This is a genomic window from Pontibacillus salicampi, assembly GCF_042434395.1.
GTDB lineage: Bacteria > Bacillota > Bacilli > Bacillales > BH030062 > Pontibacillus > Pontibacillus salicampi.
Window position 1 is genome coordinate 1 of the sequence record NZ_JBHLTP010000004.1, and the last position, 25,982, is coordinate 25,982.

The 25,982-nt window shown below is 39.8% G+C and carries 24 protein-coding genes, 16 tRNA genes and 1 rRNA gene; 33 read left to right on the plus strand and 8 right to left on the minus strand.

The features are described from left to right. The first annotated feature begins 215 nt into the window (after nucleotides 1–215). The 16 genes from rrf (at nucleotide 216) to ACFFGV_RS06730 (ending at nucleotide 1,725) form a co-directional block, all read left to right on the plus strand. Nucleotides 216–330: ribosomal RNA gene (gene rrf, locus ACFFGV_RS06655) — 5S ribosomal RNA — on the plus strand. Nucleotides 331–340: 10 nt separating this feature from the next. Further along, nucleotides 341–415, plus strand: a tRNA-Asn gene (locus ACFFGV_RS06660). A gap of 1 nt (nucleotide 416) precedes the next feature. Then, nucleotides 417–508 (plus strand) — tRNA-Ser (locus ACFFGV_RS06665). A 12-nt stretch (nucleotides 509–520) separates the two neighbouring features. Further along, nucleotides 521–595: transfer RNA gene (locus tag ACFFGV_RS06670), tRNA-Glu, on the plus strand. Nucleotides 596–605: 10 nt separating this feature from the next. After that, nucleotides 606–681: transfer RNA gene (locus tag ACFFGV_RS06675), tRNA-Val, on the plus strand. Nucleotides 682–706: 25 nt separating this feature from the next. Continuing rightward, a tRNA-Met gene (locus ACFFGV_RS06680) sits at nucleotides 707–783 on the plus strand. Between the two features lie 4 nt (nucleotides 784–787). Then, nucleotides 788–864, plus strand: a tRNA-Asp gene (locus ACFFGV_RS06685). Nucleotides 865–885: 21 nt separating this feature from the next. Next, nucleotides 886–961, plus strand: a tRNA-Phe gene (locus ACFFGV_RS06690). An 8-nt stretch (nucleotides 962–969) separates the two neighbouring features. Next, nucleotides 970–1,042: transfer RNA gene (locus ACFFGV_RS06695), tRNA-Thr, on the plus strand. Between the two features lie 20 nt (nucleotides 1,043–1,062). After that, nucleotides 1,063–1,148 (plus strand) — tRNA-Tyr (locus ACFFGV_RS06700). 25 nt (nucleotides 1,149–1,173) lie between these two features. Beyond that, nucleotides 1,174–1,247 (plus strand) — tRNA-Trp (locus ACFFGV_RS06705). Nucleotides 1,248–1,255: 8 nt separating this feature from the next. Beyond that, nucleotides 1,256–1,331, plus strand: a tRNA-His gene (locus tag ACFFGV_RS06710). Between the two features lie 10 nt (nucleotides 1,332–1,341). Then, nucleotides 1,342–1,416, plus strand: a tRNA-Gln gene (locus ACFFGV_RS06715). 8 nt (nucleotides 1,417–1,424) lie between these two features. Beyond that, nucleotides 1,425–1,499 (plus strand) — tRNA-Gly (locus ACFFGV_RS06720). A 63-nt stretch (nucleotides 1,500–1,562) separates the two neighbouring features. Next, nucleotides 1,563–1,636 (plus strand) — tRNA-Cys (locus tag ACFFGV_RS06725). A 7-nt stretch (nucleotides 1,637–1,643) separates the two neighbouring features. Then, a tRNA-Leu gene (locus ACFFGV_RS06730) sits at nucleotides 1,644–1,725 on the plus strand. Between the two features lie 490 nt (nucleotides 1,726–2,215). Here the strand turns inward: ACFFGV_RS06730 and ACFFGV_RS06735 are convergent. Beyond that, complete coding sequence (locus tag ACFFGV_RS06735; protein WP_377345896.1) at nucleotides 2,216–2,428, minus strand: hypothetical protein; 213 nt, start codon at nucleotides 2,426–2,428, stop codon at nucleotides 2,216–2,218. A 212-nt stretch (nucleotides 2,429–2,640) separates the two neighbouring features. On the opposite strand from ACFFGV_RS06735, the gene ACFFGV_RS06740 reads away from it, so the two are divergent. The 8 genes from ACFFGV_RS06740 (at nucleotide 2,641) to ACFFGV_RS06775 (ending at nucleotide 9,996) form a co-directional block, all read left to right on the plus strand. Beyond that, nucleotides 2,641–3,489: a sce7726 family protein gene (locus ACFFGV_RS06740; RefSeq protein ID WP_377345898.1), complete on the plus strand. Its 849-nt coding sequence runs from the start codon at nucleotides 2,641–2,643 to the stop codon at nucleotides 3,487–3,489. Continuing rightward, the gene (locus ACFFGV_RS06745; RefSeq protein ID WP_377345900.1) at nucleotides 3,489–4,430 is read left to right on the plus strand and encodes a sce7725 family protein; all 942 of its coding nucleotides are present in this window, start codon (nucleotides 3,489–3,491) and stop codon (nucleotides 4,428–4,430) included. The genes ACFFGV_RS06740 and ACFFGV_RS06745 overlap by 1 nt, the downstream gene beginning before the upstream one ends. Further along, nucleotides 4,427–5,506: an RES family NAD+ phosphorylase gene (locus tag ACFFGV_RS06750; RefSeq protein WP_377345902.1), complete on the plus strand. Its 1,080-nt coding sequence runs from the start codon at nucleotides 4,427–4,429 to the stop codon at nucleotides 5,504–5,506. Before ACFFGV_RS06745 ends, ACFFGV_RS06750 begins: the two co-directional genes overlap by 4 nt. 204 nt (nucleotides 5,507–5,710) lie before the next feature. Further along, nucleotides 5,711–6,835 (plus strand): DUF4238 domain-containing protein, encoded by a 1,125-nt coding sequence (locus ACFFGV_RS06755; RefSeq protein WP_377345904.1) that lies wholly within the window; start codon nucleotides 5,711–5,713, stop codon nucleotides 6,833–6,835. 63 nt (nucleotides 6,836–6,898) lie between these two features. Beyond that, nucleotides 6,899–7,306 carry a hypothetical protein gene (locus ACFFGV_RS06760; RefSeq protein ID WP_377346467.1) on the plus strand — a complete coding sequence of 136 codons (408 nt, stop codon included), beginning with the start codon at nucleotides 6,899–6,901 and terminating at the stop codon, nucleotides 7,304–7,306. A gap of 431 nt (nucleotides 7,307–7,737) precedes the next feature. After that, complete coding sequence (locus tag ACFFGV_RS06765) at nucleotides 7,738–8,724, plus strand: ring-cleaving dioxygenase (RefSeq protein ID WP_377345907.1); 987 nt, start codon at nucleotides 7,738–7,740, stop codon at nucleotides 8,722–8,724. A gap of 142 nt (nucleotides 8,725–8,866) precedes the next feature. Beyond that, on the plus strand, nucleotides 8,867–9,211 hold the full coding sequence (locus tag ACFFGV_RS06770; protein ID WP_377345909.1) for a helix-turn-helix domain-containing protein: 345 nt from the start codon (nucleotides 8,867–8,869) through the stop codon (nucleotides 9,209–9,211). A 77-nt stretch (nucleotides 9,212–9,288) separates the two neighbouring features. Further along, entirely contained in the window at nucleotides 9,289–9,996 is a 708-nt protein-coding gene (locus ACFFGV_RS06775) for a thermonuclease family protein (protein ID WP_377345912.1), read from the plus strand. A 46-nt stretch (nucleotides 9,997–10,042) separates the two neighbouring features. Here the strand turns inward: ACFFGV_RS06775 and ACFFGV_RS06780 are convergent, their stop codons facing one another. Continuing rightward, a complete protein-coding gene (locus tag ACFFGV_RS06780) occupies nucleotides 10,043–10,492 on the minus strand; it encodes a CotY/CotZ family spore coat protein (protein ID WP_377345914.1) in 450 nt (149 codons plus the stop codon). A gap of 27 nt (nucleotides 10,493–10,519) precedes the next feature. On the opposite strand from ACFFGV_RS06780, the gene ACFFGV_RS06785 reads away from it, so the two are divergent. Together ACFFGV_RS06785 and ACFFGV_RS06790 are read left to right on the plus strand one after the other, a co-directional pair. Further along, the gene (locus ACFFGV_RS06785) at nucleotides 10,520–12,811 is read left to right on the plus strand and encodes a YheC/YheD family protein (RefSeq protein WP_377345916.1); all 2,292 of its coding nucleotides are present in this window, start codon (nucleotides 10,520–10,522) and stop codon (nucleotides 12,809–12,811) included. A 48-nt stretch (nucleotides 12,812–12,859) separates the two neighbouring features. After that, the gene (locus ACFFGV_RS06790; protein WP_377345918.1) at nucleotides 12,860–14,140 is read left to right on the plus strand and encodes a YheC/YheD family protein; all 1,281 of its coding nucleotides are present in this window, start codon (nucleotides 12,860–12,862) and stop codon (nucleotides 14,138–14,140) included. A 175-nt stretch (nucleotides 14,141–14,315) separates the two neighbouring features. Here ACFFGV_RS06790 and ACFFGV_RS06795 read toward each other — a convergent pair whose 3' ends face one another. Then, the gene (locus tag ACFFGV_RS06795; RefSeq protein WP_377345920.1) at nucleotides 14,316–15,563 is read right to left on the minus strand and encodes an ATP-grasp domain-containing protein; all 1,248 of its coding nucleotides are present in this window, start codon (nucleotides 15,561–15,563) and stop codon (nucleotides 14,316–14,318) included. Nucleotides 15,564–15,750: 187 nt separating this feature from the next. Between ACFFGV_RS06795 and ACFFGV_RS06800 the strand changes: the two genes are divergently transcribed. Continuing rightward, on the plus strand, nucleotides 15,751–16,362 hold the full coding sequence (locus ACFFGV_RS06800; protein WP_377345922.1) for a YczE/YyaS/YitT family protein: 612 nt from the start codon (nucleotides 15,751–15,753) through the stop codon (nucleotides 16,360–16,362). Between the two features lie 130 nt (nucleotides 16,363–16,492). Here ACFFGV_RS06800 and ACFFGV_RS06805 read toward each other — a convergent pair whose 3' ends face one another. Further along, nucleotides 16,493–17,785 carry an NlpC/P60 family protein gene (locus tag ACFFGV_RS06805; protein ID WP_377345924.1) on the minus strand — a complete coding sequence of 431 codons (1,293 nt, stop codon included), beginning with the start codon at nucleotides 17,783–17,785 and terminating at the stop codon, nucleotides 16,493–16,495. A 108-nt stretch (nucleotides 17,786–17,893) separates the two neighbouring features. Beyond that, nucleotides 17,894–19,282: a UDP-N-acetylmuramoyl-tripeptide--D-alanyl-D-alanine ligase gene (locus ACFFGV_RS06810; protein ID WP_377345927.1), complete on the minus strand. Its 1,389-nt coding sequence runs from the start codon at nucleotides 19,280–19,282 to the stop codon at nucleotides 17,894–17,896. Between the two features lie 180 nt (nucleotides 19,283–19,462). Between ACFFGV_RS06810 and ACFFGV_RS06815 the strand changes: the two genes are divergently transcribed. The 5 genes from ACFFGV_RS06815 to ACFFGV_RS06835 all read left to right on the plus strand — a co-directional run bounded on the left by ACFFGV_RS06815 (nucleotide 19,463) and on the right by ACFFGV_RS06835 (nucleotide 22,520). Continuing rightward, nucleotides 19,463–20,227, plus strand: coding sequence for a YheC/YheD family protein (locus ACFFGV_RS06815; RefSeq protein WP_377345929.1), 765 nt, complete (start codon nucleotides 19,463–19,465; stop codon nucleotides 20,225–20,227). Nucleotides 20,228–20,245: 18 nt separating this feature from the next. Then, a complete protein-coding gene (locus ACFFGV_RS06820) occupies nucleotides 20,246–21,019 on the plus strand; it encodes a YheC/YheD family protein (protein WP_377345931.1) in 774 nt (257 codons plus the stop codon). Between the two features lie 47 nt (nucleotides 21,020–21,066). Continuing rightward, nucleotides 21,067–21,585 carry a YncE family protein gene (locus ACFFGV_RS06825; protein WP_377345933.1) on the plus strand — a complete coding sequence of 173 codons (519 nt, stop codon included), beginning with the start codon at nucleotides 21,067–21,069 and terminating at the stop codon, nucleotides 21,583–21,585. Between the two features lie 174 nt (nucleotides 21,586–21,759). Further along, nucleotides 21,760–21,960 carry a hypothetical protein gene (locus ACFFGV_RS06830; RefSeq protein ID WP_377345935.1) on the plus strand — a complete coding sequence of 67 codons (201 nt, stop codon included), beginning with the start codon at nucleotides 21,760–21,762 and terminating at the stop codon, nucleotides 21,958–21,960. Nucleotides 21,961–22,115: 155 nt separating this feature from the next. Next, nucleotides 22,116–22,520: a hypothetical protein gene (locus ACFFGV_RS06835; RefSeq protein ID WP_377345937.1), complete on the plus strand. Its 405-nt coding sequence runs from the start codon at nucleotides 22,116–22,118 to the stop codon at nucleotides 22,518–22,520. A gap of 55 nt (nucleotides 22,521–22,575) precedes the next feature. Here ACFFGV_RS06835 and ACFFGV_RS06840 read toward each other — a convergent pair whose 3' ends face one another. The 3 genes from ACFFGV_RS06840 to ACFFGV_RS06850 all read right to left on the minus strand — a co-directional run bounded on the left by ACFFGV_RS06840 (nucleotide 22,576) and on the right by ACFFGV_RS06850 (nucleotide 25,182). Further along, nucleotides 22,576–23,517, minus strand: a complete 942-nt coding sequence (locus ACFFGV_RS06840; protein ID WP_377345940.1) for a metal ABC transporter solute-binding protein, Zn/Mn family — start codon at nucleotides 23,515–23,517, stop codon at nucleotides 22,576–22,578. Between the two features lie 61 nt (nucleotides 23,518–23,578). Beyond that, nucleotides 23,579–24,436 (minus strand): metal ABC transporter permease, encoded by an 858-nt coding sequence (locus ACFFGV_RS06845; protein WP_377345943.1) that lies wholly within the window; start codon nucleotides 24,434–24,436, stop codon nucleotides 23,579–23,581. Beyond that, on the minus strand, nucleotides 24,436–25,182 hold the full coding sequence (locus tag ACFFGV_RS06850; protein WP_377345946.1) for a metal ABC transporter ATP-binding protein: 747 nt from the start codon (nucleotides 25,180–25,182) through the stop codon (nucleotides 24,436–24,438). Before ACFFGV_RS06850 ends, ACFFGV_RS06845 begins: the two co-directional genes overlap by 1 nt. Nucleotides 25,183–25,770: 588 nt before the next feature. On the opposite strand from ACFFGV_RS06850, the gene ACFFGV_RS06855 reads away from it, so the two are divergent. Further along, a tRNA-Gly gene (locus ACFFGV_RS06855) sits at nucleotides 25,771–25,844 on the plus strand. The last annotated feature ends 138 nt before the right edge of the window (nucleotides 25,845–25,982 follow it).

Sequence of the window (25,982 nt, forward strand, 5' to 3'; positions counted from 1 at the left end):
GGGGCGTACGCATAAGCAAAAATACCGGAGGAGGCGATAAGCCTCTGGAGGGATTATTGCTTATGACGCTAGCCCCTAGGAGCCGGAGCTAGATCTCGATGCCGGATAATGATTCTTATCTAGTTTTCAAGGTACACATTTTTTAAAATTATCCCTTGAAAAAGCGGAAGATATAAGATATAATATTTTCTGTCCGTTACTTAAAGGATGCAAGGTCTGGTGGCTTAAGCGAAGAGGTCACACCTGTTCCCATGCCGAACACAGTAGTTAAGCTCTTCAGCGCCGATGGTAGTCGGGGTTTTCCCCCGCAAGAGTAGGACGCCGCCAGGCTAGCAACTATTCCAACGTAGCTCAGTGGTAGAGCAATCGGCTGTTAACCGATTGGTCGCAGGTTCGAATCCTGCCGTTGGAGCCATGGAGAGCTGTCCGAGTGGCCGAAGGAGCACGATTGGAAATCGTGTAGACCCTTACCGGGGTCTCGAGGGTTCGAATCCCTCGCTCTCCGCCAGATAAACTTTCTGGCCCGTTGGTCAAGTGGTTAAGACACCGCCCTTTCACGGCGGTAACACGGGTTCGAATCCCGTACGGGTCACCATTTAAAAATTGGAGGATTAGCTCAGTTGGGAGAGCACTTGCCTTACAAGCAAGGGGTCACTGGTTCGAGCCCAGTATCCTCCACCATTTCTACAATTTCATTTTATATCATCGCGGGGTGGAGCAGTCTGGTAGCTCGTCGGGCTCATAACCCGAAGGTCGCAGGTTCAAATCCTGTCCCCGCAACCAAATTGGTCCGGTAGTTCAGTTGGTTAGAATGCCTGCCTGTCACGCAGGAGGTCGCGGGTTCGAGTCCCGTCCGGACCGCCATTTTCATTATACATATAGACTGGCTCGGTAGCTCAGTCGGTAGAGCAACGGACTGAAAATCCGTGTGTCGGCGGTTCGATTCCGTCCCGAGCCACCATCTATTTCGCAGGCCTAGCTCAATTGGTAGAGCAACTGACTTGTAATCAGTAGGTTGGGGGTTCAAGTCCTCTGGCCTGCACTCTCATTCTCTTTTTATATGGAGGGGTAGCGAAGTTGGCCAAACGCGGCGGACTGTAAATCCGCTCCCTCTGGGTTCGCAGGTTCGAGTCCTGCCCCCTCCACCATTTTTAATAAAAATTATATGTGCGTAGGGGTATAGTTCAAAGGCAGAACAGCGGTCTCCAAAACCGCCAATGTGGGTTCGAGTCCTACTACCCCTGCCAATATTATGGCGGCTATGGTGAAGAGGTTAACACACCGGATTGTGGCTCCGGCATGCATGGGTTCAAATCCCATTAGTCGCCCCATTTTCATATTTGGGCTATAGCCAAGCGGTAAGGCAACGGTTTTTGGTACCGTCATGCGCTGGTTCGAATCCAGCTAGCCCAGCCAACTCAGATGCAGAAGTAGTTCAGTGGTAGAACACCACCTTGCCAAGGTGGGGGTCGCGGGTTCGAATCCCGTCTTCTGCTCCATTTTTATTTTAAGTCTAATATTTGAACAATCTACATACCATGTAATATAATGATTCTACATAGGGCGGTATAGCCAAGTGGTAAGGCAGAGGTCTGCAAAACCTTTATCACCGGTTCAAATCCGGTTACCGCCTCCAACTTCATGCCGGTGTGGCGGAATTGGCAGACGCGCACGACTCAAAATCGTGTTCCTCACGGAGTGTCGGTTCGAACCCGACCACCGGTACTTGAAACGATTCGTAAATATAATCAATTAGAATTGAATTGCCTTGATATAATATAGTAATAGACGTCTTTTTACAGTCAATGTGAGAAGGCGTCTTTTTGTGTTTTCAAGGCATTTTCCTTACTCAACATTCAACCTCTAATCGTAGGTGGTAATTTTTATGTACAAAATGGAAAACCGAATTATACTCTATTTGGATTAGAAGTTGTAATTACCAATTCCCTTGAAGCTGGTGATGTTGAAGATGTTCCATGTATTGTTGGTAGTTTGCAAGATGGATATGCTGTTTTGATTAAAAAAGGTGCTAGAATTACTACAGTTAGAGATTCCCAACATGCTCACAAAAATTATAGAAACTTTAGATAATCAAGAAATTTAATGCTATGTGTTAGAGGGAGAAAGTTCAGACAAAATGTTAATTATCTTAAATAACTTGATTAAAAAGTACAATTTTATCTACAATAGTAAATTTATCGATGTATATGCTGAATCATTTTGAAGAAGTAGAGATTTTAGTTTCCACAATTTCATACTGGGTTCCTTCAAAGACTAGCTCATTGAGTACTTTTTCGAAGAATTGTTCTTTAACCATCTTTTTCGTCTTTCCTGCAGCTGTAAACGTTGGACCTACTTCTTCCCATCTCTTTTCTACTATCTCTTCTGCTTGAAAAATTATGTTTGACAATAAAATTGGGTCGATCATTTTAACAACCTCCATTTAGTTTGCTTTTCCAGCATTGTTATATGGCATAAAATGAAAATGTAAAGCAGGCAAGTAGAATTTTTTATGTATATCCATTTATTTGTAGAGAACATCTTTGAATAAAGATAAGACTATAATTAATTACTTAAGTGTTGTCATATGCTATGATATAGGTGAGTATTTCTAACTAAAAGTAAGGTGGGAACATAAATATGAGTAATAATTTACTTTTAAATAGGCTTTTTACTCGTAATATATTTGTGGACCTAATAAATGAAAATGATAATACTTTATTTGAGAATTGTGTAGAAAGATATGTTGAAAATTACACTTCAATGAGTAATAAGGCTCTAATAAGTGAAATTTATAATTACCTCAACAAAGAATATAGAAACGAGTATTACTATAAAAACACGCTCTTAAATAAGTTGTTATTGGGCAGACACAGTTTAAATACGACTACTGCTTTAACTGAAATACCAATTAATAAATCTAAAGTTGATTTTGTTTTAATTAATGGGAAAGCAACAGCGTATGAAATAAAAACTGATCTAGATACATTCGATAGGTTAAATAATCAAATAGAGGACTACTATAAAGCCTTCAACCATGTTTGTTTAGTTACTTCAGAATCAAACTACCCAAAAGCAAAAAGAATGTTCACAGATACTAAAATAGGAATTTGCGTATTAACGAGTAGAAATACAATAAGTACCAGACAAGATCCTCAAGAAGATAATTCCAAATTAGAATATGATGTTATGTTTAAAATGTTAAGAAAGAATGAGTTTGAGTCTTTATTGCTTACTCATTTTGGAGAGTTACCTGTTACTACTCAATTTAGTTACTATACAGAGTGCTTTAAATGGTTTACTAAAATCGACAAAGGAACTGCTTATAAATACATGCTTACCCAACTTAAACAAAGAAGCTTGACTGAAAAAGAGGAGTACGAAAAGGTTCCTTATGAACTAAAGTTTATGGTTTATTTTTCTAAATTCAGAAAAAATGACTACTATAAATTAAATAACTTTTTAAATGGAGAGTGGAGGGAACAATAATGTATTTACCTTATTTAAGGGGAAGGCAGTACGAACTTCTTGCTTTGCGAGAGTTAGCAGAAAAAGACTTAATCAATAATAAAATTTTGCCTATTATTGAACCGATAAAACCTTCGGCAACTCTACTGAAGACTATGGGTATGTTTATAGAGAAAGAAAAGGATTTAGCTGTGATACGAAACCCACAAGTGGGTAATTTTAAAAAAGATATTTCTACTTCGAAGAAAGAAGGATGGAAAAAGGATTTTAGTGAAGCACTCGAGAATAAGAGCATTGTTATTTCTCATATAATGAATGAAAACAGTAATAATGAGTTAATTGAATTGTTTAATAGTGGCGTAAAAGAAAATGAACTTATAGTTATTAATAAAAATAAAGATTTTATAAGCAACTATGTTGAAATATTTGAAACTCAAAATCCGAGGTACGCACTAATACCGGAAGAAAGAGCGTTTAAGAGAAAAATTAACGTTAATCCAGTTTTAATTGAGGACAGATTCAAAAAGGAAGCAAGAAACGCCGATTACAAAGCTATTGATAGCAGAGCTTTCTCCGAGGATCATTTATATTTTGAAGAAGAAGGCTTTATGGGCTATTCAGATTACTCTATTGTAGGTGAAGAATATTCTGAATCTGGATTTGCACCCTACGCTGTAGCAATTCACATAGTGTATTTTGATACTGATAATAGTTTAAGAGTTAAACATTTTGTTTCAAACTCAAATGAAGATATAAATGATCCAGCTGGAAAATTTGGAGAGGCTTTGGGGAAATTAGTGGAATGGAAAAAAGCTACTAACATAAATACATATGGTTTGGAAAAATTTGTAGAGCACAGCTCCAATGAAACTTATCCAGGTTTAGGTACAGTTAAGAAACTTGCAATTATGCATCATATTGAGTTGATTAGTCAATATTTTGATGGAGTACACAACAAATGATTTGTTGTAATAAATGTTTTAAGGACTCCGAAATAAAAGCTATTATACGAGGTATTGGACAAAGAATCCAAAACGAGTGTGATACTTGTGGAAAAAGAAATGGCTATATGTATGATACTGAACAAAATGATCAGTTAGTTGACAATTTTAATGGTTTATTAGAAATATATACTCCTGAATTTCAATTACCTGATGATTATCCAATGGAAAAAAAATACTTTCTTAAAGATGATCTCCACGATAGGTGGAATGTGTTTAATATTGAAAAAGAAAAAATTCATTCACTAATAAAAAGTATATGTATAGATAAATATAATGAAACTCCTGAACTTTTTGATGCTGCTGTTGGCATCTTGGAATTAAATGATAGCGATTACCTAAAGGATAATTCACTGTTAAAAACAAACGATTGGAAAAGTTTCGTAGATGAAATTAAGTTTCACAATAGATTTCACACTAATTTTATTAATATTGAAGTGTTGGATATATTCTGTGATTATGTAAAAGTACCTTATAAAGAAGGAGAAACATTATATAGAGCAAGAATTTCTGAGGAAGAAGAAGGCATTCCTATTGACGAAATGGGTCCCCCCCCAATGGGTAAAGCCTCTGACGGTAGGGTGAATCCATTGGGAATAAGTTATCTCTATTTATCTAATGATCGTGATACTACTATTCACGAAATAAGAGCAGGGACTCATGATTACATAACAATTGGTACCTTTAAATTAAATGAAGATATTGAAGTGATTGACTTTATTAACCTAGATAAAATTAGTCCTTTCTCAGATATTGGTTTGGAGCAACACGCTATTAATAAGAAGCATCTAAGAAAAATTAGTAATGAAATTGCTAAGCCTCTTAGAAGAGGGGACGGTACTCTTGATTATTTACCAACCCAATATATTTCTGATTACTTAAAAAGTAAGGGATACGATGGAATAAAATATAAGAGTACTATGAACCCAGAGGGCTTCAATTTAGCTGTTTTTAATCCTAAGCTATTTGATTGTACCGATGTTAAAGTATTTGACATAAAGGGAATGACTTATCAAAAAAAAGAAATAGAAGAGTAAGGATTTCACTTCCTAAAATAAAATATTAATTTTATAATCTCATGGAAATCCCCCGGTATATTAATCGTGGGGATTTTATCTATACATATAACTTCACAATTAAATGTGGAGTAGTTAGTTTATAGGGATTTTGATGTGGTAGAATTATAGTGTAATTCAAATTATTCTATAAAGATGATGAGTGTTACAGAGGGGGAGGGAATTATGGGGCAAAAAGGCAGACAACATTATGTTCCAAAATTTTACCTTAGAAATTTTTCGGAAACAGATAAATCAATAAGCACATTAAGCATTGATAATTCCAAATATATTGGCACTGCTTCAATAAAAGATATGTGCCAAAAAAATAACTTCTATGGAGAAGATAAGGTAATTGAAAATTTTTTAGATGTAGATATAGAAAGACAAGCTTCTAAGATCATTAGGGAAATTGACGAAACAAATAAGTTTCCAAGCCCAGAACATGAACCTGAGAATTATCACCATATGGTAGCTTTTTTACTAGTTAGTGAAGGTAGAAACTTAAAAAATGCAAACTCAACAGAACGGATGACTGACTTTGTTGCTAAGACTATGATCAAAGAGCATCCTGACTACAAACATCTTGATACAAATTCATTCGATGTGAAAATAAAGGAACCTGCTAATCAAGGGATAGGAATAGCATTAGAAAGCGTGCCAATGGTTTTAGATTTGAAACCGTTAATAATAGTACATAAAACCCCTAGGAAGTTTATTACTTCTGATAATCCATTAGTTCGTTACAATTCCTTTTACATAGGAAGAAATTACCAGGATAGGGGTTTTGGTTATATTACCAGAGGGTTGCAATTGTTTTTCCCAATTACCCCACATAAGTGCATATTGCTATATGATAGCGTTGCCTACAATATTCCTGGGGCGGAAGAAGGTGCTTTAACGTTACATAGAGCTAGAGATGTTGATCGCTTGAATGAGTTATTCTATTTAAACGCATATAATAATGTGTTTTTAAACCAAAGAGTGAAGGAAGATTACATCAAAAAAATGCACTATAAGAATAGGAAAACATCTAAGATGGGTGAACTAGATAGGGAGATCGGTTCTTTTACATCAACAGATTCAAGTGATGGTAAATTAATTCACATATCTCCTAACAGAGTTACTAAAAAGATTACTCTTGATTGGATTAAAGACTCTGAAACTGCTAAACAATTATCACTTCCACCTCATATGGGGGGGCTTCAAAGAACCGAGTCTCCGTTTATTAGAGACTTGCTAAGAAAAGATAAAGAAAAGTATAAACGCAATATTCATAAGGTAGACAGCCCACAAACTTTTAAGCGATGAGAAAGAGACTATTTTTCGGTTTTACTTTACACTTACCCACAAAATGATACAACATATTTGGAGATGTTGGTGGTGCTGCCTACAAAAGAACAACTTGAAGATCACTTATTAGATAAAATGACCAATCAAGATATTGCAAGCATATATGGTTTATCATTTCAGAAGGTTATTCAATTAATAAAGAAATATCAGCTTATTCCTGCAAAATTAAGAAAAGATGATCACTACATTGTATATGAACATTGGCTAAATGGAAAAGTCGTTTATGTAGGTAGTGGTATCTGGTACAGATGCAGAAGATATACTAATAGAAGAAACCCGTTACATCGAGAGGTAATGGCATCTGGGAAAATACAATATCAGATAGTCGCAGAGTTTGAAGAAGTAAGTTTAGCAAGAGCACATGAAAGTATATTAATAAAAAAATATAAAGCAATGGGACAAGCGATTTTCAATAAACAAGTTCATTAGTTCTTGACGATTTAATGTAGCAGAGGCATAATTATCAATAATCGTGTAATGCAAATTTTCTTAAGTATTCAACTTACTTTGATATGACTGCTTTCGTTACATAATCGTACTTTTGTGGGACTCAAAATCGTGTTCCTTATGGAGTGCCGGTTCGACCCCGGCCACCGGTACTTGTTTCGAACAGTAATGTAAGTGAATATATTAATAGTATAGACCGTTTCTCACAGTAATTGTGGGGAACGGTTTTTTGCGTTTCTTGACAGTATGATCTTCACGACTGTTTTACTTTAAATCGTGTGCATAGACATAGCGGTGAAAACTCTTAAACCTTAAAAATTGACATCCCTCCACACACATTATACAATTATCTTGAATTCGAGATATATTGCGTTGTGTAAATATAAATAGAAAATCATATGGAGGGAACAGGTATGGAATATGGCTTAAAAGGAATCCACCATGTTACGGCGATTACGAGTAGTGCGGAGAAGAATTATGAGTTTTTTACGTATGTGCTTGGGATGCGTTTGGTGAAGAAGACGGTTAATCAGGATGATATTCAAACGTATCATTTGTTTTTTGCGGATGATAAGGGTAGTGCAGGGACGGATATGACGTTTTTTGATTTTCCGGGTATTCCGAAAGGGTCGCATGGTACGAATGAGATTTCGAGGACTTCGTTTCGGGTGCCGAGTAATGATGCTTTGGATTATTGGGTGAAGCGGTTTGATCGGTTGGAGGTTCGCCATAAGGGTATTCAGGAGCGATTCGGGAGGAAGGTGCTTCCGTTTGTGGATTTTGATGGTCAGTCTTATGAGTTGGTGTCAGATGAACATAATGAGGGTGTTCCTGCTGGTACGCCTTGGCAAGCTGGACCGATTCCGCTGGCGTATGCGATTACTGGTTTAGGGCCTATTCATGTTCGTGTAGATGATGTGGACTACTTTAAGAAGATGCTGGAGGAGGTTCTGTTATTTACTGAGATAGGGCGTGAGGGTGCGTATCGTTTATTTGAAGTTGGTGCTGGTGGCAATGGCGCGCAAGTTATTGTGGAGTATAATAATGTGCTGCCGCCTGGGCGGCAAGGGTATGGAACGGTTCACCATGCTGCGTTTCGTGTAGAGGACAGAGAGGCGTTAGAGGCTTGGATTGAACGGATGCCGAAGTTTGGGTATCCTACCTCTGGCTATGTGAATCGTCATTATTTTGAGTCTCTTTATGCTAAGGTGGCTCCACAGATCTTGTTTGAATTTGCGACGGATGGACCTGGGTTCATGGGTGATGAGCCCTATGAGACGCTTGGTGAAATTTTATCCCTGCCTCCTATGCTGGAACCAAAGCGTAAGGAAATTGAGGAGTATGTTCGCACCATCGATACAGTTCGGAGTACGAAGGCAATGGAGAAGGAATACGAATAATGAACAGCGACCTAGTGCTGACTGGGTCGCTGTTTTTAGGTTTTCGGTTTCATATGTGTCTCCTAAGGTGAATGGGAATACAACAAAGGTTCAAGTATGAGATACTAGAGAGACGAGAGTTGTGTGAAAGGAGTGTGTAATATTGACTACGTATAGCAATACAATGAAGCACATTAGAGAAAAACATGGAGATTCGTTAGAGGATTTGAGTGAGAAGGTAAAGGTCAGTGTGGAGGAGCTGGCAGAGATAGAGAATGGGGAATCGACGCCTTCCCTTAAGCTAATTAGAGATTTTGCGGTAGTGTATAATGAATCCTTGTCTCATTTTATCGGAGAGGATCCGGATGAAACGGATGAGGAGAACAGTAAATATGAAAAATGGCTGCCGTTTATTAATCAGATGGAGCAAAAGGGAGTGTCTCCTGAATATTTGATTGAGCTTCTACAGCAAGCTGGTCAAGCGGGAGATACGCAGGATAAAGAATAGGTTTACTATGTATGGTCCGCATTCACGTGAAGAAGAATGCGGGCTATTTTTAAATAAGCTAAGGGGAAGTGGATGTTATGGCTAGACGTGGGATAGTATTGTCCTTACTTCTGCTGTTGGTGTTAGTTGGCTGCGGTGAGCTCGGTGATGCATCATCGGACAAGGCCGTTGTCACCAGAGTGGTAGACGGGGATACGATGAAGGTGGAATTAGCAGATGGTACAAAGGAAACAGTGCGTTTGTTATTAGTGGATACTCCAGAGACGAAGCATCCTGAATTGCCTGTGCAGGCATTTGGACCTGAAGCAGCTGCTTATGCAGAGGAGACGCTTTCTGGGGAGAATGTTACGTTACATTATGATGAATCCAAGCGAGATACATATGACAGGCTGCTTGTTTATTTACATGTGAACGGAGTTGATTTTAATAAATCTCTTATTGAGAAAGGATTAGCCCGAGTGGCTTATGTATGGGAACCGAATACGGAAAGGGCAGAATCATACTATAAGGTACAGCAAAAAGCAAAGCAGCAAGGGAAGCGTATTTGGAGCATAGAAGGGTATGTGAAGGAAACAGAGGATGGAGGCTTCCGAAAGGATGTGGAGGCTGACAAGGCAAAAGAGGAGCATTCATATGATCCCTTTGGTGCGGACAGGGATTGCAGTGATTTCTCTTCTCAGAAGGAGGCGCAGCACTTTTTCCAAGAAGCAGGAGGTTCCAAGGAGGATCCACATCGGTTAGATGGCAGTGATCAGGACGGAATAGTGTGCGAGGGTTTGCCGTAAATTAAGTATGGAAAAGGACTAAACGTGTACACTGGTTTAGTCCTTTTTACCATTTGGGCTCTATGATGATCTTCTTGAGGAGATTGATATCCAGGCAGTGGATGGCGCATATACAGCGAGTATCAATGACCGTGGTAGAGTTGGTTTTTTCTAATCGGAACATATCTTTATGATGCTTAGCGACACATTCATGCATATCAATAGGAAGAAGCAAGGAAACCGTTGCTGTTTTTTTCTTTAGGTGAACTTGTTCAATGCGGAAGTAGGTTGTTTCAAAGGTATGTAGCTTCCCTTTTTTAGAGGTAGCTCCATAAAGAGTTAACAGGGAGTCTTTGCATTGAAGGGTGAATGGGATGGTATCTATATCTAACAGTTTACATAGCAAGCTGCTATATACGTCTGATGGGCACCCTTCGAGCTGTTCCTGCTGCTTCTTCAGTTCTAATAAGGCATCCAATATACAAGGCTCCTCATACGTTTGAATACTCGTCATCATTAACCTCCTCCTTTACATTTTTAGAATATGACATACGCCCAAATTGGTGAACAAAATAATAAAATCCTTTCTCGTTTTTTTGTAGCAGCGAAGCCTATCCCAGAATGTACTATTAAAGGAGATGTTAGAGAGAAGGGAGTCTATCGTCAGATGACTTTAATCGGCATGCTGCATCACAGAAAGGATCCTGAGACCGTAATCAAATCCTATGCCTACGCTATTGTGGCTAAAGCGGAGGGAGCGGATTTTATTTATTTCACACCAAGCATGGTTCATTTTGGAAGTGAGACGATATCTGGTTTAGTATATGAAGATGGTAAATGGAAGCCGCGTCGTACTAGGTTTCCCGATGTAATTTATAATACAGGTAGTCCAGAGAAGCTAAGTAAAGCGATGGACGTTCTTCGGAAGCTGAAGGAGAAGGTGCCCTTTACAACTCATTCTATCGGAAATAAATGGCGGGTGAATGAGCGGTTGAAAGAAGCGGGCGACTTTGCTCAATACTTAATCCCTTCTAAAGTGGTGAAAACACCGAAAGAATTACTCCATTTCATGGAAGCCTTCTCGGATGTAGTTGTGAAGCCAGTGGACGGGAGAAAAGGGCAGGACATTTATTATATTACTAAGGAGCAGCTTCATTTCATAGTCAATCAATCCTCTCATGAAGAAAGGTGGAATCTAGCCTCCTTTATTAATAGGATGACGGATCTGTTGTCGGAAAAAGCGTATATTGTTCAACCGTATATTAGAAGCAGAACGAAGTCGGGGCTTGCTTATGATTTTCGCATTCACGTGCAGAAGGATGGTGCTGGTAAGTGGGTGAATACGGCGATTTACCCTCGAATTGCACCAGAAGGTACTATTATTACGAACATTAATAACGGTGGTTACACGAATTATCTGGACCCTTTTCTCCATCAGGAATTTCAGCAGGAAGCGTTTAATATAAAGAAGACACTGGAATATTTCGGTCTTGCTCTTGCACGGCATTTAGATGAGCTGCAGATGGTGCAATACCAGGAGGTTATTGATGAGATTGGGATAGATGTTGGACTCGATACACAGCGAAAGCTATGGATTTACGAGGTTAACTGGCGCCCGGGCTGTCCTCCCACCTTCTATTTAGAGATGGATGTAGTAAGGAACACTATCTTATATGCTATGTATCTAGCTCAATATCAGGAGAAGATAAAGCGGGAGATACTTGCGTTTAAGCAGAAAAAAATGAAGAAGCGGGATATACCGATTATTGCGGTAACGGGGAGTGCGGGGAAAACCACGACTAAATCGTTCCTTGCCTCTGTGCTTAGTACTAGATGGAATGTATTTGAGTCAAAGGACTATTGGAATACGACGGAGCATACTCAAAAGCATGCAGAGGAAATCAGCCATAACCATGAGGCAGTCGTACTGGAATATGGGATGGCTTACCCTGGTGTGATAACAGAGCATTGTAGCATTATTCAGCCGAACATTAGTATAGTGACCAATATTGGTATGGCGCACATTGGAAATTTTGATGGTGATGTGAAGGGAATTGCTCATGCTAAATCAGAGCTTATTCATGGTATGAAGCAGGATGGATTATTGGTAATCAATAAGGATAATGAGCATTCGCAATTATTGGAAATGGACCAGTTTAAAGGGCGGATTATTACGACAGGGATATACAAGGATGCAGATTACCGTGCTTCTCGTATTGCTTATGCCGATAACGGAATGACATTCTCAATGGAATTACAGCACGAGGAGCATGAACTGTTCATCCCCATCTTCGGTGAACACCATGTCTATAACGCGATGAATGCTGTAGCAATAGCTGATCAGCTAGGGTTTTCCCCTATAGAGATTAAATCGGGCTTATTATTTAAAAAGCCTCCACGTCGGATGACGATGTATCATCTTAACCGAAATATGACCATGATTGATGATACGGTCCACTCCCACCCCCAAGCAGTAATGGCTGCCGTGGATGTATTGGCTAATATTGCTAAGGGTAGAACAATTGCTATATTAGGACAGATGAGGGAGCTTGGTGATTTGCGCGACGCTCAATATCAGCATATTGGAGAATATGTAGCAGAGAAAAATATTGATATGGTGGTGACCTATGGATATCGAGCGGATGCTATCGGAATTGCTGCAAAAGCCGCTGGAATCAAGGAAGAGATGATCCTGCATTTTTTAGATAAGGAGAAGATGCACGAAGCATTAATGGAACGGCTGCAGGATAATGATACGATATTGGTGAAGGGTGCTAGCAAAACGCATATGTTTGATACCGTAAAATTTCTATCTGATACGATTGGGGAAGTGTAAGGAGGGAGGGGACTCTCTCCTTGTTTTACATAGAGAGGGGGATTGGGGATGGGAGAAAGGTCAAAGGGTAGATGGAGTATTATGCAAGCACTGCGAGCTAACCAAGATGTGAAGCATTTTCTGCCAGACATTGCTTTATGTAAAGAAAGGGCGTTTGTTTCTTTCCTGCAAGCATATGACCATGTCGTTTTAAAACCATGCTATGGGGAACGACCATTTGATTGGCTGTGGGTAAAGCGATTGGAAAATCATCTTTACCGAGTCAGAACATCGGAGGAGGAGGTGGACATCGCTGGAGCTACCCAAGTGTACGAGTATATTTCCAATCTTCCTCTATTAAATAAGCATTATATTTTACAAGCTGACCGAAATTGGCCGGAGCGGTATATGGTAAAAATCGTAGAGAGCGAACCAGTGCACGTTGCTGTACTTACTTATAAGCGTGGAGCATTTTGTATGAAGGAGTGTCTGGAGTATAAAGAAGGACTTCCTGAGCTTTGCAGGGAAGTTGGGAAGACTTTAGCTTCCTGTTATTCAGAAACAAAGGAAGTTTTTATTGAGGTAGGCTGTGATGGGGAAACAATAGGAATTGAGGAAGTACACCTTGGATTATTAAAGCAAAAATGGACGTTGTATGGAGTGATGGCAGCTGACCCCATTATAGTATCCCATCTTCCACAAACGCTTCCTTGTACTCTAGAAAATGTAAGGGAATGGATGGAGCCGAATAGGGCGGTTCTTTTCAAGCCGAGCAAGGGACAAGGGGGACGTGGCATTGCGAGTATAGAAAGGGTAAAGAGAGACAAATTTTTAGTCCAGGTGAAGCAAAAGCAGTTTACATTTCACCGTCTTTCTGATGCGTATTCATTTGTAAAGCGCAACGTGATGAAGCTGAGTCACTATATGATTCAACCGAGGCTAGCATTGATGCAATATAATGGGCTTCCCTTTGATGTAAGAGTGATGGTGCAGCGAGAAAAGGATACAGGTCAATGGATTGCTACTGGATCACTTCTTAGAGTTGCCAATGATGGCTACATTACGACAAACGTGACAAAGCATTATCTTGAGTCACATACCGTGCTGACAGAGGAGACGATACAATCTATTAATCAGCTGGCTCTACGTACAGCTTATCACCTATCCCACTATTATGCAGATGCGCGAGCGATTGGATACGATATCGGAGTTGATCAAAAGGGAGAGATATGGATTATTGAGGCAAATTTCGTTCCCGATTTCTCCTTATTTAAGCAATTAGATGATTTATCCATGTATCAAGAAATGCTGAAGCATGGTAGAAAGAAGAGGTTATTAGGAGAAGATTAGGGACTGCTATAAATAAAAATAGTCTAATAGAAAGTTATGAAAGAGTTGGGAGCACGACAGAAAAGGGGCTGACCATGGCGGAAATAGAGCTAATTATGGCAGAAAACCCGCCCCTCGCTCCCCATCTCATCTGTAAGAAGCGCTGGCAGTCTGCCAGCGCTTCTTTTTCCATTAATCAGTATATGGCGGTCAAGGTATCGGAGGTATGGAGGTGGAATTGGATGAGTTTGGCTGCTTGTTTGGCTCGATGGGTGGCTTCTTCAAGGGTGGAGCCGATGGCGATGACATGAGCATAACGGTGGCCCATGGACATTGGTGGGAAGAGGGTGGTGCCTTTTCTTGGTTTGATGTACACGTCTACCACTCCTTCTGATTGGAGGGCTTTGTTTTTTCCGAGGACGCGTTCTAGAATTCCTTGGCGGGCGATGCAGATGTGCTGGGTAAATACAAAGTGTTCTTTCGTTTTGGTGAGATCTGGTGCTTCACCAAGCTGGATTTTTAAGGTTTCTTTAACAAGGTTGATTCCAAAGGCTGCTTCAATCATACGGTTCATGGCACCCCCTGATATTCTGGGGTTTATTTCTACTAGCTTCCAGCAGCCGTTTGGTTTGTGGCGCAGTTCTAGGTGGAAGGTGCCATTGGTCATATGAAGGGATTGTACGATAGAGGCAGCAACTCGTTTGATACCTCGTTCTATGTCAGCATCGCATTCGGCTAGTACGCCATAGCCTGTAATGATAAAACGTTTTCCTTTCGTAATTTCTTGTTCAATAATGGCGGCTAAGTGGATCTCTCCGTTAAAGACGAGTACCTCGGCTAAGTATTGGGGTCCGTCTATGAACTCCTCTACAATAATGGTTTCCTCTGGATATTTGTTGCGGAGCTTTTGAATGTTCCTGGTGAGCTCTTCTAGATTTACAGCCTGTAATGCATCTTTTGATCCTGTAGATTTGGACACCTTCACCATGGCTGGGTAGTCTGTCCATATATCCAGGTGGATGGATGCTATATCTTCCTGTTTGTCTATTAGTATAAAGTTAGGGGTGTATGGCTCTTCAGAGAAATAAACTCGAGTATTTTGTTTGTTTTCCATAATATGAATGGCATCGGTACAGCATGGATGATCTGGACAAAAGGTGTCTGCTAGTGTGGAGGCGAGGTGAACATGCTGATCGATGAAGCTGGAGATGGCTTTTATCACAAAACCTCTTTGCTGCAGCATGATTATTTCCTTCGTTAATGTGTGTTGATCAAGTTCCTCCACCCAAAATAGCTGGTGGACATCTGGGTATTGCTCCCGTTGTTTTATTTTACGTTCATTTCTTGTAAAAACGATAGTATGGTAGCCAAGGTCATATGCAGCACGTACTGCATCGCGGCTGGAACCGGATTTATTTAAGCCGATAAAGATAATAGTATTCATTTAATTCAACTCCAAGAAAGAATGACATACTTCCATCGTATAAAGAAATGTAGGTTTTGGAATGGGCACCTGCCCAGAAAAGTGAAAAATTTCTTTTTCGTTTTGGTGTGAACAAATAAGTTGCATGGTGAAGGGGATAGAGGGTTTAATAAAGAGGCTGTCATGATTGTAAGGAGGGAAGGAAAGAATGAACTATGTTTTCTACCTATTAGGCATGATTGTGTCCAGCCTTGGTATTATATGTTTTATTCAGGCAGATGTGGGAGTGGGAACGACAGATAGTGTTGCCATCGGGCTATCCTCTCATATTCCTGTTACAGTCGGAATAGGAATGATGTTCATTCACATCATAGTCATTTCATTAAACACTTTCTTAAGTAAGACAAGACCGGAATTATTCGTATTTGTACCTATTCTGCTAAGAGGAGTAACTGTTGATTTTTGGAATTATATTATTCCGGATTTACAGCTGGAATTCTTGCTATTCCGTTGGCTGTTGTTAGTAGTGGGGTTAGTGTTAATGGGAGTTGGTCTCGGTATGTATCTTCATACCTCTCTACCCAAAATCCCTGTGGACGATTTAATCAAAACGTTAATGCGTAAAAATCATTGGTCTTTACGTGTGAACCGAATTATGTATGAATTCTCCTTGCTGTTTACTGGGTTTATATTAGGAGGACCTATTGGCATTGGTACCTTTGTCATTTCATTATGCCTCGGTCCTTCCATACAATTTTTCTACCAACGGATGGAGAACATAAGGCCCTTATTTAATCGAGATAAAGCGTACGGTATATAAGTATCTGGCTGGGCCAGAAGTGTATTAGCCTACAAAGAAATCCGAACTATCTCGAGATAGTTCGGATTTTTCTTAATCATATGACTGGGTTTATAACTAGGGCTTATCGTTAGGTTTCAGCCACTTTTCTTTATAGATGACGACGTGCTGTGGCGAAATTTGCTTGTGCCCATGGTGTTGTAATGGATTCTTTCACTATACCTTCTTTTGTCATATGCACCATCTGATTATCTCCTACATAGATCGCTGCATGTCGAATGTCTTTCCCTTCTCCATCTAATGAAAAGTATAATAAATCTCCTGCTTGAAGATTATCCTTTGAGATGACATTGCCTTCTGTTGCCTGATTAGCTGCCATAGTAGATGATAGTTCTATGCCATTCTCTGCATAGACATAGTGAGTAAAGCCGGCGGGGGTAAACGTTAAAGAAGACGGAGCATAATCGTATCCGTATGAGCCTGCCCCAACTAAATCTGCTGCTGTTTGTGCAATTCTCTTGTCCTTTTTCGTGGAAATGGACTGAACCTTCTTATCCTTCGATAGTAGACGCGTTGCGCCTAAGTAACGATCCTCGTACCACGGTACAAATAGGACTCGACTCTTCACGCCATTCGATGTAGGTACGATCATTCGGTGTTCTCCGCCATAAATGGCAGCGATAGATGGAGTGTTAGACGTTGATGATGCTCCAAAGAAGACGAGGTCGCCTTTTTGCAGCTCCTGCTTGGAGACAGAGGAGCCACTATTCATCAAGCTGTTAACACTCGAGGCATTAACGGAAATTTGTTCCTTTGAGTAGATTTCCTTTATGAACTTAACGTTCTCGGCTGTTTCTGTATCGAGGCTATCATAGGCATTATTCACTACTTGATCTGCCGTGGAAACAGGGCTCTCATCCATTAAAGCTGGTAATACTCTCCTGGCGGACATGTAGTGATCAGTGTAATATGATTTACCATTAATATCGGAGATCATAATATCATGCTGGGCGTCTGCCATATGAATCATTTGTTGATTGCCAATATACATGCCTACATGGTCTGGTTTGCCGTTGTCATTCCCATCAAAAAAGAGTAAATCACCTTTTTGCAGCTCCTGCTTCGATACTTCCATTCCTTGCTGCATCATATAATCCTCGTTATAGGTTCCTAAATGTACATCGTGCTTTGCAAAAATGAAGTTCAAAAAAGTAGCACAGGAAAACTGATAAGGAGCGGTTTTCTTGTATTCTGAAGTGCTATACGTCGCTTGTCCGATAAGGTCTTTAGCGGTTGCTATCAACTGATCTGCTTTTTCCTCCACTCCTTCTGATGCAGGTGCTGCTGCAGAAGCGGGCTCAGCAGCCATCGTGGTTACAGGTAAACTGAAGCTGCCTAGCGTGATGAAAACTGCTAATGTAATACTGGATATAATGTTTCGCATAGTCCCCTCCTATGTTTGGCTATTATGTAACATGTTGAGTTTAACATAGGGAGCCAGCACGGTTAGGATGTAATTTATTCCATAAAAAAGCTAGCAAAGGCTGCTCTGCTAGCTGTGTTCCTTCAGTTGTTGTGCAAGAGCGATCATTGCTCTGCTGCTCATAGGACCTTTAACTAAAACAAGTGTATTCTCATCCAGCATTGGCAACAGTACCTCCTCAACCCCTTTTCCATTAGCAAACGTATAAATAGTACCTTTAAAGCCATCCCTTTCAGCTTGTAGAGCGATATTCTTTGCTTTCTTGCCTATTGTAATTAACGTTTTGGCAGGGTGATGTGCAACGAGGGTGCCCATTTTATGATGAAACTCCTCCTCGTAATCTCCAAGTCTGTTTATGTCGCCAAGTATTACTATAATGTTCTTCTCTTCCCCAATCGTAGCTACTACATCTAAGGCTACTTCAATGGATGTAGGGTTAATCGTCCATGTATCGTCAACAATGGTGGCATTCTTTTTCCCTGTTGAGATTTCTAGATGACGCTCCATGTTTTGGAATGTGGCTAATCGTTGAACAGCTGCTTCTAGAGCAATACCCATGTGCTGGATAGCAGCTAGTGCGGCTAATGCATTATATACTTGATGTTCTCCATACCCTGGAACAAAAGCCTGACAACTCGTTTCTGGAGTTTCTACTATAAAAGACATACCACCTGGCGCATAAGTTACTTTTTTGGCTGTATAGTGGGCCTCTTGATTCATCCCGAATGTTTGCACAGTCCCCTTACACGAAGTGAGCGATAGGGTTTTGCTATTGGTATCATCGGCATTTATGAGTAAAAGGCCGCCTTCCCGAACGCCCTCTATCATTTCCCCTTTAGCTTCAATATACCCCTCCAGTGATTTACAGCCATCCAAGTGATGGGCGCCAATATTCGTTATGATTCCAATTGTCGGTTGATATATCATACACTGGTGCTTTATGTTCCCAATATTGCCTAATCCAGTTTCAAACACAGCCATTTCTGTGTTGTCCTCCATTCCCATCAAATACGGAAAGGAGCGTCTAGGTTCGTTTTGACTGCTGTAGGAGGCATGCACATGATAAAAAGCCTCCCCAATGTGTTTAATCATCTCCTTGGTCGTCGTTTTTCCGCATGTGCCCGTAATCGCGACTACTGGAATATGGAATAGGTTTCGATAATACGTCGTAAACGACCAAAATGCCTGGATCATACTTTTTACTTGAATAATGGTTACGTTTGTCAGGTGATGTGGAACATCCTTTACCTCTCGATCGACTAACAATACGCATGGTGTATAGGGAGCGATGTCCTCCCAATGTATAGTCTCTTTTCGGTACACAAGCACAAGTGACTTCCCCCTTGTTAGTGGGTGGCGGTTATATATAATAGCATCCTCAATGACCCAATTTGTATCACCCTGTATATGTGTACCTTGTACTACCTGGATTAGCTCCACGATAGATATTTCCTTCAATGAAATCACTCCTCTAGGTTAATGGTATGGTTCTACCCCAAATTATGCTTGTGTTCTTACCTACATACAGACAACTGGATGAAAGTAGAAAATAGTCGAATGCCCTAACGTAAAACCCACACTTAGTTCACGAATCAGAATAAATTGATAGTAGATGGAATCAGAAAGCGGGGGATCGTTGTGGCAGGAAAGCTGGAACAGTATGAGTGGTTGTCGAAAAATCCGGAAACATCATTTCATCTACCTGATTCCTCCAAGTATTCCAAAGCCGAGTTAAGCAGGTATGTAAAGAAGTACCATTCCGTTTTTGTGAAGCGGGATTTATCTGGGCAAGGAAGAGGGGTGTACCGTGTTACCGAAAGGAAGCAGGGTGTGTATAGAATAAACGGCTACACATTTAGCGGTCAGCTTCTGAAGGAGGATATGTCAGCGAGCGCTTTTCATCAATTGCTCCAGCCTTTTGAGAGGCTAGGCCGGGAGGATAAATACATCATTCAGCAAGCCGTGGAGAGCGCAGCAGGTCCTACTACTCCCTTTGTAATTAGAAGTCATGTGCAAAGGGTCAATGGAATTTGGGAAGTTCCCGGACATATCGTATCGATTGGAGTAGAGAACACAAAAGAAAATGCTATTGTGAATAACTGCCGAGGTGCCCAGGTTATATCTGTTGAGGCACTCTTTGAGCAATACCTTCAAGAAGATCAGAGAGTGAAGGTGCTCGATCAATTGGAGGATGTATGTAAGAAAGCGTGCCAATCGCTAGAGCCACATTATGACTCCAAAGAATTTGGTCTTGATATTACCCTGAATCAGCAGCTTATCCCCATCATTATTGAAGTAAACAAAAATGCTGGAATCGCCTCCTTTCACACCATTGATGCTTCCATGTGGAAGAGGATTATGGAAAATAGAAGAAAGATAAAGAAAGAATCTACTACAGAATAACAAGAAAGAGGGAGTATAGTGGATTCAATCGGAAAACGAGAGCAGTATGAACAGCTGGAAGCTTGTTCCTCCATAACACCACACCTTCCCTACACCCTTACCTATTCAAGCAAAGCGCTTGATGAAATGCTAAATAGCTACAATACTATCTACGTTAAACATAATACGTCAGGGCAAGGCAGAGGTGTATATAAATTAGCAAAGATGGAGGCAAACCAGTATGCATTACATGGATATGGTATCGGTGGTCAGCCCATACAGGTAGTTGGGGACATGGACACCATTACCAGAGCCCTGCAGCCGCTACAATCGATTGGTCATTATTATGATTATATTGTTCAGGAAGCTATTCCAAGTATAGGAGCAGATGGGACACCATTGATTATTAGACATCACATGCAAAAACTAGGAGAAAAATGGGTAGTCGGTGGGTCTCTCGGCGTTATAGCTCCTTCTTCTTCTAAAGATGGCGTGGTGAACAGATCTAGAAAAGGAACAGTAATAACTACAGATATCTTACTATCAGAAATTCTTCAGATGCCAAGAAATAAACTAACTGCCAAAAAAGAAGAACTGGATGCTTTAGCTACTTTAGCAGTTAGTTGTATCGGAAAAGAGATAGCTGATCAAGAATTAGGTGTTGATTTTGGAATAACGGCAGATGGTCTTATTTATATCTTTGAGGTAAATAGACAACCAGAGGTGAAAGGCTTCTACCAGCTTGATAAGAATTTATATAGGAAGATCATGAATCATCGTGGTTGGATGAAGAGGAACAATTCCATGAAGTAATCAATCCACAAGAAGGTAATTCCCTTTCCTTAAAGGAGGTGTATAGTATGGGGATGCAAAAAGGAAGATTATACGTCGTAAACACGTGCTCAGGAACGGTTACGGTGATTGATACAGCGACCAACAACGTTGTCACTACAATTGATGTAGGAGATTTACCTCAAAGAGTAGCCGTAAATGATGTAACAAACCGGGTATATGTCACCAACAAAGCCTCCCATGATGTATCCATCATTGACGCAGTTACGAATATGGTGATTGCTACGGTTGCTGTAGGAGATGGCCCATTAAACGTTGTAGTAAATGAACTAACAAATAAAATTTATGTAGCTAACACATTATCTAATAGTGTGAGTGTTATAGATGGGGTAACCAATATGGTCATAGCAACCATTCCAGTCGGTGTCAATCCTATGGGAATGGCGGTGAATAAAGTAGATAATCGAATTTATGTGGCAAATATGTATTCTAATAATGTGTCTGTTATTGATGGAAATACAGATATGGTAATAGCCACCATACCAGTGGGTAGTGTTCCATCTGACTTAGATTTATTATTTTTATAGGAAAATTATGCTGCTTTCGGGCAGTTTTTTTGTGTCGTAACATTATATAAGAAAATAGAATGAATTCATCTTACCATGATTAACCAACACCTTTGATAGGGTATAGAATACATAAGGCTATCGCTAACCAGGGTATAGCCAATTCAACCAAAACGTTAGTTTGGAGGATTGATCGTGGAAGAGTTTGATGTGCAATTTATACTTACCAATGGGGAAGTTGGCAGTGTAATGTCAGGACATTCGGTAAGAGAAGTGAATGACAAGCTTTGTAAGAAGCTCTCCTCTGAGGACCCAACACTTCAGCTTGATGAAAACACAACAGTAGTCAAATCGCACATACAGTATTTTCACATCCATGAAGGTAAAGAAGCTTAAAAAGGCGGGGCTCCCGTCTTTTTATTTTTGTAGAAAACTATTATTGCAGAAAGTCAAATTTATATTGGCTTTTTTCTCCATTTTAGGGCTTGAAAGAAGGAACGGACATACGATTTACTAGAGATAGAATCTTTATCGTATAAAGGGGTGGTGTTTTGAAATGGATATGGACGACCGAAGGCGCACTGTATATCACATTACTATGTACCCTGTCCGTGATTTACATTATGTTAACCCTTCAAGCGAAACGTCAGGAGGAATCGGAGGTAGAGGCTGTTTCTGATTCAGCTAATGTCACTACGTATTTTTATCATGAAGGGCAGAATTGGTATGCCTTCGTTAAAAACGAAGGCAGTGGAAAGGCAGTTAATGTGAGAGCTATCATCATGGGCTCGGAATACTTTGATATTCCAGAGCAGGAGGACTTTATTCTAGAGTCTAATGAAGAATTATCTCTTGGTATATTTCAGGATCCCATTACAAGCATAGTCGTTCGCTGGGATGATGAAGAAAAGCACAATAAAATAGCAAAGTCCTTTCATCAAATGAAGCAAATGTAAAAGAAACATCCTGATAGCCTTAGACTGTCAGGATGTTTCTTGTCTTTTATTCCACTTAGTTAGATAAACCATCTTTAATAGTTTTAATATTCCACTCCATCATGGATATATAAGAATCGCCTTTTTCTCCAGGTTCAGCAAGGGAGTCTGTAAACACTTTGCCCATAATAGGAACATCGGTTTCAGAAGAAACAGCTTCCATACTTCGTGCATCAATGCTGGTTTCTAGGAAAAGACCAGTAATATCCTTTTCGTTTATTATATCTACTATTCTAGTAATTTGTTCGGGAGTACCTTGATTCTCCTGGTTAATTTCCCAAATATATTCTGCTTGGAATCCATAGGCCTCACTGAAATATTTGAAAGCTCCTTCACTGGTTACAAGTACGCGTTCTTCCTCTGGAATTTCATTAAATTGCTCTACTGCCTGATTATGGAGCTCTTGAAGTTTAGCAATATACTTCTCTGCATTCTCTTCATATACTTCTTTATTTTCTGGGTCTACTTCAATTAATCCGTCTCTCGCATTCTCAGCATATTTAATTCCGTTTTCAATATTTAACCACGCATGGGGGTCCTCTTCTCCTTCTTTCCCTTTTGTGGTAAGGTATTTAGCTTCGACGTCTTTACTCATAAGAAATACAGGAGCATCATCACCAGCTTTTCCTGCGGTTTCCATTAATTTATCAAACCATGCATTTCCTGCCTCTAGGTTTAGTCCATTGTAGAAAACAGCGTCAGCATCAGTCGTCTTCTTCACGTCCTCTGGAAGAGGGTCATACTCATGCGGGTTGGAGCCGATAGGTGCGAGACTATGAATATCTACTTTGTCTCCGCCGACATTTTTTACAATGTCATACACGATTGAATAAGTGGTCACTACTTGCACCTTATCTTCGTTGTCTGAGCTAGTACCATTAGCTTCATCTCCACCACAAGCTGCGAGTACGATAATAAACATAGATACTGCGATTAATAGAAAACTCTTTTTAAACATAATCCATTCCTCCTAAGTTCGATTTGTGTTAGACAATTTATATGTTGAAGTTTTACATTATTTACATTAAGGAAGCTCGTTTCTTTCTCACCTTTATCATTTTCCAGAGCAAACCGTGCTTAGGTGAGAATAAGAACACAAGAGCAAAGATAGCTGTGGCTGAAATAACAATAGTAGCGCCAGATGCTAAGTTGTATGTGAAGCTAAAATACAACCCTATGACAGAGGATATAACTCCGATTCCAGCTGCCAGAAAAATCATAATCCATAATCGGTCGGTCAATAGGTAAGCAGCTGCTGCGGGTGTTATTAACATAGCAACTACTAAGACTATCCCAACCGTTTGTAACGATGCTACGGTTACCATCGTTAGAAGCGTCATAAGGAAATAGTGAATGATACGAACTGGTAATCCATATGCTGCAGCCATTGTTTCATCAAAGGATGTTACTAAAAGCTCTTTATAGAAGAAGTAGACTGCCGCTATGACAAACAAACCAATTCCGAGGGTGATCCACATATCAGACGCTCGGACCGCCAACACATTTCCAAAAAGGATATGATATAAATCCGTACTGCTCTTTAGCATAGTAATGATAATAATTCCAGCTGCAAATGCAGCAGTAAACATAATTCCAATGGATGTATCATGTTTAATACGACTATTCTGACTTACGAAGCCAATCGCTATAGCTGTAATAACTCCTGTAAACACGGCACCAAAGAAGAAATTAATCCCTAGCATATAGGAGATAGCTACTCCTGGTAGGACAGCGTGTGATATGGCATCCCCCATCAGAGCCATCCCTCTTAATATAATAAAACAGCCAATTACACCACATATGATGCCGACCATGACAGAGGTCAGTAAAGCCTTCTGTAAAAACCCATACTGCATAATGGCTTCGATAAATTCCATTAAGACTGCACTCCCATCTCATTCATAAACGCAAATTGTCCTTTGTAGGCTCTTTCAATAACGTCGGTTTGGAACACTTCATTCACCGAACCAAAGCTAATAAGCTCCTTATTCAATAATATTAATTGATTAAAATAATCATTCGCCTTGCTGAGGTCATGGTGTACGACCATGACTGTTTTCCCTTGCCAGCACAGCTCCTTTAATATTTTTACAATGGTTTCCTCGCTGGCAGCATCTACCCCCACAAAAGGCTCATCGAGGAAGAACATTTCTGCTTTTTGTGCAAGAGCTCTCGCAAGGAATACGCGCTGCTGCTGTCCACCAGATAATTCGCCGATTTGCCGTCTGCTATACTCTTCCATTCCTACGCGCTCCAAACATTCTAATGCCCATTCTTTTTCCTTCTTCTTAGGGCGATGGAAAAGCTTAAGGTTTGGGTACGTACCAATAAGTACGGCATCTAGAACTGTAATAGGAAAATCCCAATCAATATCATTACGCTGCGGAACGTAGGCTATTTGCTTGCGTACCTCCTTAATCGTCTGACCCATTATTCTTACGTCGCCTTTATCCTTCGGGATTAGATTAAGCATAGCCTTTAAAAAGGTAGATTTCCCCGCACCGTTAGGGCCGATTATTCCGACTAGATTACCAGTTTGCACAGATAAATTGACGTCTTTGACTGCTTCCGTTCCGTAATAGGAAACATGCAAGTCTTTTACGGAGATAGCTAGATTATTCATCGTGTTCCTCCTTTATTGGAATTCTGTATGATACTTTCGTTTATTAGTTTGCGTAATTCATCTAATTTTCCTTCGTGCAACTTTTTGGGTAAAAATTTTTTATATATCCATTCAGGGCTCTTCGTAGAAGGATAGCAGCCCATCATATTATAAAATCCATATTTCATAAACAGTACAATCTTTAAGTACCTTGTAAATGTATATGATAAAAATAGGCAAATGTGCGTGTTTCATACAAAATAGGTTGTGGTTCAAAAAGTTTCCCTAATGCAAAATATATAGATAAGACTAATCTTTGTCAACAATTTTTGTAGGAACTTTTTTATACAATTTGTTTATAATATAAAAAATGTGGTTACATTGTAGAGTAAAGGAAAAAAGGTGAAGTTTAATTAGATTACAAGATTGTAAATCTTTACATTGTCGACTTAAAAGGTGAATAAATGAGGGTTTTCGACAAATTTTTAAATTATCTATTGAACAAATGTTAAGCTTTTGTTAATATAAAATTTGTATTGATTTCGAGAGGCTTAGTCACATATCTTTTCTGTGCAAGAGTCCAATTAATGGTGCATTATTTTTTTTTATGCGGGTGTAGTTTAGTGGTAAAACCTCAGCCTTCCAAGCTGATGTCGTGGGTTCGATTCCCATCACCCGCTCCATTGCAATTATATGTTACCAACGCAGTGTTTCGTTTAGAGGTGTGGAAACGAAGCATTGCGTTTTTTATATGCACTTTTTTAAAATATACCCTTTATTAAGGGGGAAGATCCTCGTCCGTAAGCTAATAGATTAGAAAG